Here is a 5,115-nt window from a genome sequence, read left to right as displayed (position 1 = left end):
CACAGTGGACGCGAGCATCTATGGACAAGCCCTCGGCCTATTAGTACCGGTCAACTCCACCTATCACTAGGCTTCCATCTCCGGCCTATCAACCCCGTGGTCTCCAGGGAGCCTTACCCCATCAAGTGGGTGGGAGTCCTCATCTCGAAGCAGGCTTCCCGCTTAGATGCTTTCAGCGGTTATCCCTCCCGAACGTAGCCAACCAGCCATGCCCTTGGCAGAACAACTGGCACACCAGAGGTTCGTCCGTCCCGGTCCTCTCGTACTAGGGACAGCCCTTCTCAAGACTCCAACGCGCGCAGCGGATAGGGACCGAACTGTCTCACGACGTTCTAAACCCAGCTCGCGTACCGCTTTAATGGGCGAACAGCCCAACCCTTGGGACCAACTCCAGCCCCAGGATGCGACGAGCCGACATCGAGGTGCCAAACCATCCCGTCGATACGGACTCTTGGGGAAGATCAGCCTGTTATCCCCGGGGTACCTTTTATCCGATGAGCGACGGCGCTCCCACAAGCCACCGCCGGATCACTAGTCCCTGCTTTCGCACCTGCTCGACCCGCCAGTCTCACAGTCAAGCTCCCTTGTGCACTTACACTCACCACCTGATAACCAACCAGGCTGAGGGAACCTTTGGGCGCCTCCGTTACTCTTTAGGAGGCAACCGCCCCAGTTAAACTACCCACCAGACACTGTCCCCGATCCGGATCACGGACCCAGGTTAGACATCCAGCACGATCAGAGTGGTATTTCAACAACGACTCCACCCACACTGGCGTGTGAACTTCACAGTCTCCCACCTATCCTACACAAACCGAACCGAACACCAATATCAAGCTATAGTAAAGGTCCCGGGGTCTTTCCGTCCTGCTGCGCGAAACGAGCATCTTTACTCGTACTGCAATTTCACCGGGCCTATGGTTGAGACAGCCGAGAAGTCGTTACGCCATTCGTGCAGGTCGGAACTTACCCGACAAGGAATTTCGCTACCTTAGGATGGTTATAGTTACCACCGCCGTTTACTGGCGCTTAAGTTCCCAGCTTCGCCACACAAAATGCAGCTAACCAGTCCCCTTAACGTTCCAGCACCGGGCAGGCGTCAGTCCGTATACATCGCCTTACAGCTTCGCACGGACCTGTGTTTTTAGTAAACAGTCGCTTCTCGCTAGTCTCTGCGGCCACCCCCAGCTCAAACAGCAATGTGTCATCACCAGAAGCGGCCCCCCTTCTCCCGAAGTTACGGGGGCAATTTGCCGAGTTCCTTAACCATAGTTCACCCGAACGCCTCGGTATACTCTACCTGACCACCTGAGTCGGTTTCGGGTACGGGCCACCATGAAACATCGCTAGAGGCTTTTCTCGACAGCATAGGATCATCCACTTCACCACAATCGGCTCGGCATCAGGTCTCACCCACAAGAGCAGCGGATTTACCTACCACTCGGGCCACACCCTTACCCCGGGACAACCACCGCCCGGGCTGGACTACCTTCCTGCGTCACCCCATCACTCACCTACTACCCCCTCGGGTCACCGGCTCCACCACTCCCAGAAACGTCAAAGACGAAACCAGGCGGCTTCACGGGCTTAGCATCAGAAGATTCAGCGCTTGCGCTCCACAGCGGGTACCGGAATATCAACCGGTTATCCATCGACTACGCCTGTCGGCCTCGCCTTAGGCCCCGACTTACCCTGGGCAGATCAACTTGACCCAGGAACCCTTAGTCAATCGGCGCACACGTTTCTCACGCATGTATCGCTACTCATGCCTGCATTCTCACTCGTGAACCATCCACAACACGTTTCCACGGCTGCTTCACCCGGCACACGACGCTCCCCTACCCACCACACAAAAGTATGGCGACACGACTTCGGCGGTGTACTTGAGCCCCGCTACATTATCGGCGCAGAATCACTCGACCAGTGAGCTATTACGCACTCTTTCAAGGATGGCTGCTTCTAAGCCAACCTCCTGGCTGTCTCTGCGACTCCACATCCTTTCCCACTTAGCACACGCTTAGGGGCCTTAGTCGATGCTCTGGGCTGTTTCCCTCTCGACCATGGAGCTTATCCCCCACAGTCTCACTGCCGCGCTTACACTTACCGGCATTCGGAGTTTGGCTAAGGTCAGTAACCCGGTAAGGCCCATCACCTATCCAGTGCTCTACCTCCAGCAAGCAACACACGACGCTGCACCTAAATGCATTTCGGGGAGAACCAGCTATCACGGAGTCTGATTGGCCTTTCACCCCTAACCACAGGTCATCCCCCAGATTTTCAACTCTGGTGGGTTCGGGCCTCCACGCAGTCTTACCCACGCTTCACCCTGCCCATGGCTAGATCACCCCGCTTCGGGTCTAGGGCATGCTACTCAAACGCCCTCTTCGGACTCGCTTTCGCTACGGCTCCCCACCAACAGGTTAACCTCGCAACACACCGCAAACTCGCAGGCTCATTCTTCAAAAGGCACGCAGTCACGACACAACAAAGCAAGCCTTGCTGTGCGACGCTCCCACGGCTTGTAGGCACACGGTTTCAGGTACTCTTTCACTCCGCTCCCGCGGTACTTTTCACCATTCCCTCACGGTACTATCCACTATCGGTCACCAGGGAATATTTAGGCTTAACGGGTGGTCCCGCCAGATTCACACAGGATTTCTCGGGCCCTGTGCTACTTGGGAAACGCATAAAAGAGCCACAATGATTTCGTCTACGGGGGTCTTACCCTCTACGCCAGGCCTTTCGCATGCCCTTCGACTACCACCATGGTTTCTCACTCTCCGACCGTCCGGCAGAACGATCCAACACGCTCCCACAACCCCGCCTGCGCAACCCCTGCCGGGTATCACACACAAACGGTTTAGCCTCCTCCGGTTTCGCTCACCACTACTCCCGGAATCACGGTTGTTTTCTCTTCCTACGGGTACTGAGATGTTTCACTTCCCCGCGTTCCCTCCACACCGCCTATACATTCAGCGGCAGGTGACAGCCCATAACGACTGCCGGGTTCCCCCATTCGGACACCCCCGGATCACAGCTCGGTTGACAGCTCCCCGGGGCCTATCGCGGCCTCCCACGTCCTTCATCGGTTCCTGGTGCCAAGGCATCCACCGTGCGCCCTTAACAACTTGGCCACAGATGCTCGCGTCCACTGTGCAATTCTCAACCAACAACCAGTCCACCACCCCCACCCGCAAAGACAGAGATGATCCTGGCAGCCGAAGACCAACCGACCCCGCAGAACGCGGCCGTGCCCTCAGACACCCAACAACGTGCCCCACACTCCCCAGCGATCCCCACTCGTTCCACACCCACCACGTGAGTAGTACTAGCGCGACGAACCAACCAAAAAGTGCCGAATAGTCAATGTTCCACCCATGAGCAACCACCCCAAGACACTCGCAAGGGGCTGGCCAAATGCTCCTTAGAAAGGAGGTGATCCAGCCGCACCTTCCGGTACGGCTACCTTGTTACGACTTCGTCCCAATCGCCAGTCCCACCTTCGACGACTCCCTCCCCACAAGGGGGTTAGGCCACCGGCTTCGGGTGTTACCGACTTTCGTGACGTGACGGGCGGTGTGTACAAGGCCCGGGAACGTATTCACCGCAGCAATGCTGATCTGCGATTACTAGCGACTCCGACTTCATGGGGTCGAGTTGCAGACCCCAATCCGAACTGAGACTGGCTTTTTGAGATTCGCTCCACCTCACGGCATCGCAGCTCATTGTACCAGCCATTGTAGCACGTGTGCAGCCCAAGACATAAGGGGCATGATGACTTGACGTCGTCCCCACCTTCCTCCGAGTTGACCCCGGCAGTCTCCCGTGAGTCCCCAACCCCTCCGAAGAGAGTTGCTGGCAACACAGGATAAGGGTTGCGCTCGTTGCGGGACTTAACCCAACATCTCACGACACGAGCTGACGACAGCCATGCACCACCTGTACACCGACTCAAAGAGGGACCATGTCTCCATGGTTTTCCGGCGTATGTCAAGCCTTGGTAAGGTTCTTCGCGTTGCGTCGAATTAAGCCACATGCTCCGCCGCTTGTGCGGGCCCCCGTCAATTCCTTTGAGTTTTAGCCTTGCGGCCGTACTCCCCAGGCGGGGAACTTAATGCGTTAGCTACGGCACAGACAACGTGGAATGCTGCCCACACCTAGTTCCCACCGTTTACAGCGTGGACTACCAGGGTATCTAATCCTGTTCGCTCCCCACGCTTTCGCTCCTCAGCGTCAGTATCGGCCCAGAGACCCGCCTTCGCCACCGGTGTTCCTCCTGATATCTGCGCATTTCACCGCTACACCAGGAATTCCAGTCTCCCCTACCGAACTCTAGCCTGCCCGTATCGACTGCAGACCCAGGGTTAAGCCCTGAGCTTTCACAATCGACGCGACAAGCCGCCTACGAGCTCTTTACGCCCAATAAATCCGGACAACGCTTGCACCCTACGTATTACCGCGGCTGCTGGCACGTAGTTAGCCGGTGCTTCTTCTGCAAGTACCGTCACCCACCCAAAAAGGCAAGGCTTCTTCCCTGCTGAAAGAGGTTTACAACCCGAAGGCCGTCATCCCTCACGCGGCGTCGCTGCATCAGGCTTGCGCCCATTGTGCAATATTCCCCACTGCTGCCTCCCGTAGGAGTCTGGGCCGTGTCTCAGTCCCAGTGTGGCCGGTCACCCTCTCAGGCCGGCTACCCGTCGTCGCCTTGGTAGGCCACTACCCCACCAACAAGCTGATAGGCCGCGGGCCCATCCTGCACCGCAAAAGCTTTCCACCCTCCCCCATGCGAGAGAAGGTCATATCCGGTATTAGACCCAGTTTCCCAGGCTTATCCCAGAGTGCAGGGCAGATTGCCCACGTGTTACTCACCCGTTCGCCACTAATCCCCGACCGAAGCCGGATCATCGTTCGACTTGCATGTGTTAAGCACGCCGCCAGCGTTCGTCCTGAGCCAGGATCAAACTCTCCGTGAATGCTTCATCAAAAGATGTCACCCACAAAGATGCTCGAACATCCTCGCAAATAACTCAAAAATCTGGCATTGACTTTTGGCACGCTGTTGAGTTCTCAAGGAACGGACGCTTCCTTCAAACCCCTCTCAGGGCCCTCCGGGCG

2 rRNA genes are annotated in these 5,115 nt (G+C 57.0%); both read right to left on the bottom strand.

The features are described from left to right. Positions 1-20: 20 nt before the first annotated feature. Positions 21-3,134: ribosomal RNA gene (locus CRP51_RS27800) — 23S ribosomal RNA — on the bottom strand. A gap of 294 nt (positions 3,135-3,428) precedes the next feature. Then, a 16S ribosomal RNA gene (locus CRP51_RS27795) occupies positions 3,429-4,973 on the bottom strand. The 16S and 23S rRNA genes sit together here, the layout of an rRNA operon. Between the last annotated feature and the right edge of the window lie 142 nt (positions 4,974-5,115).

It is taken from the genome of Streptomyces zhaozhouensis, from assembly GCF_900230195.1.
Classification (GTDB): domain Bacteria; phylum Actinomycetota; class Actinomycetes; order Streptomycetales; family Streptomycetaceae; genus Streptomyces; species Streptomyces zhaozhouensis.
This window is presented reverse-complemented; position numbering and strand designations above follow the sequence as displayed.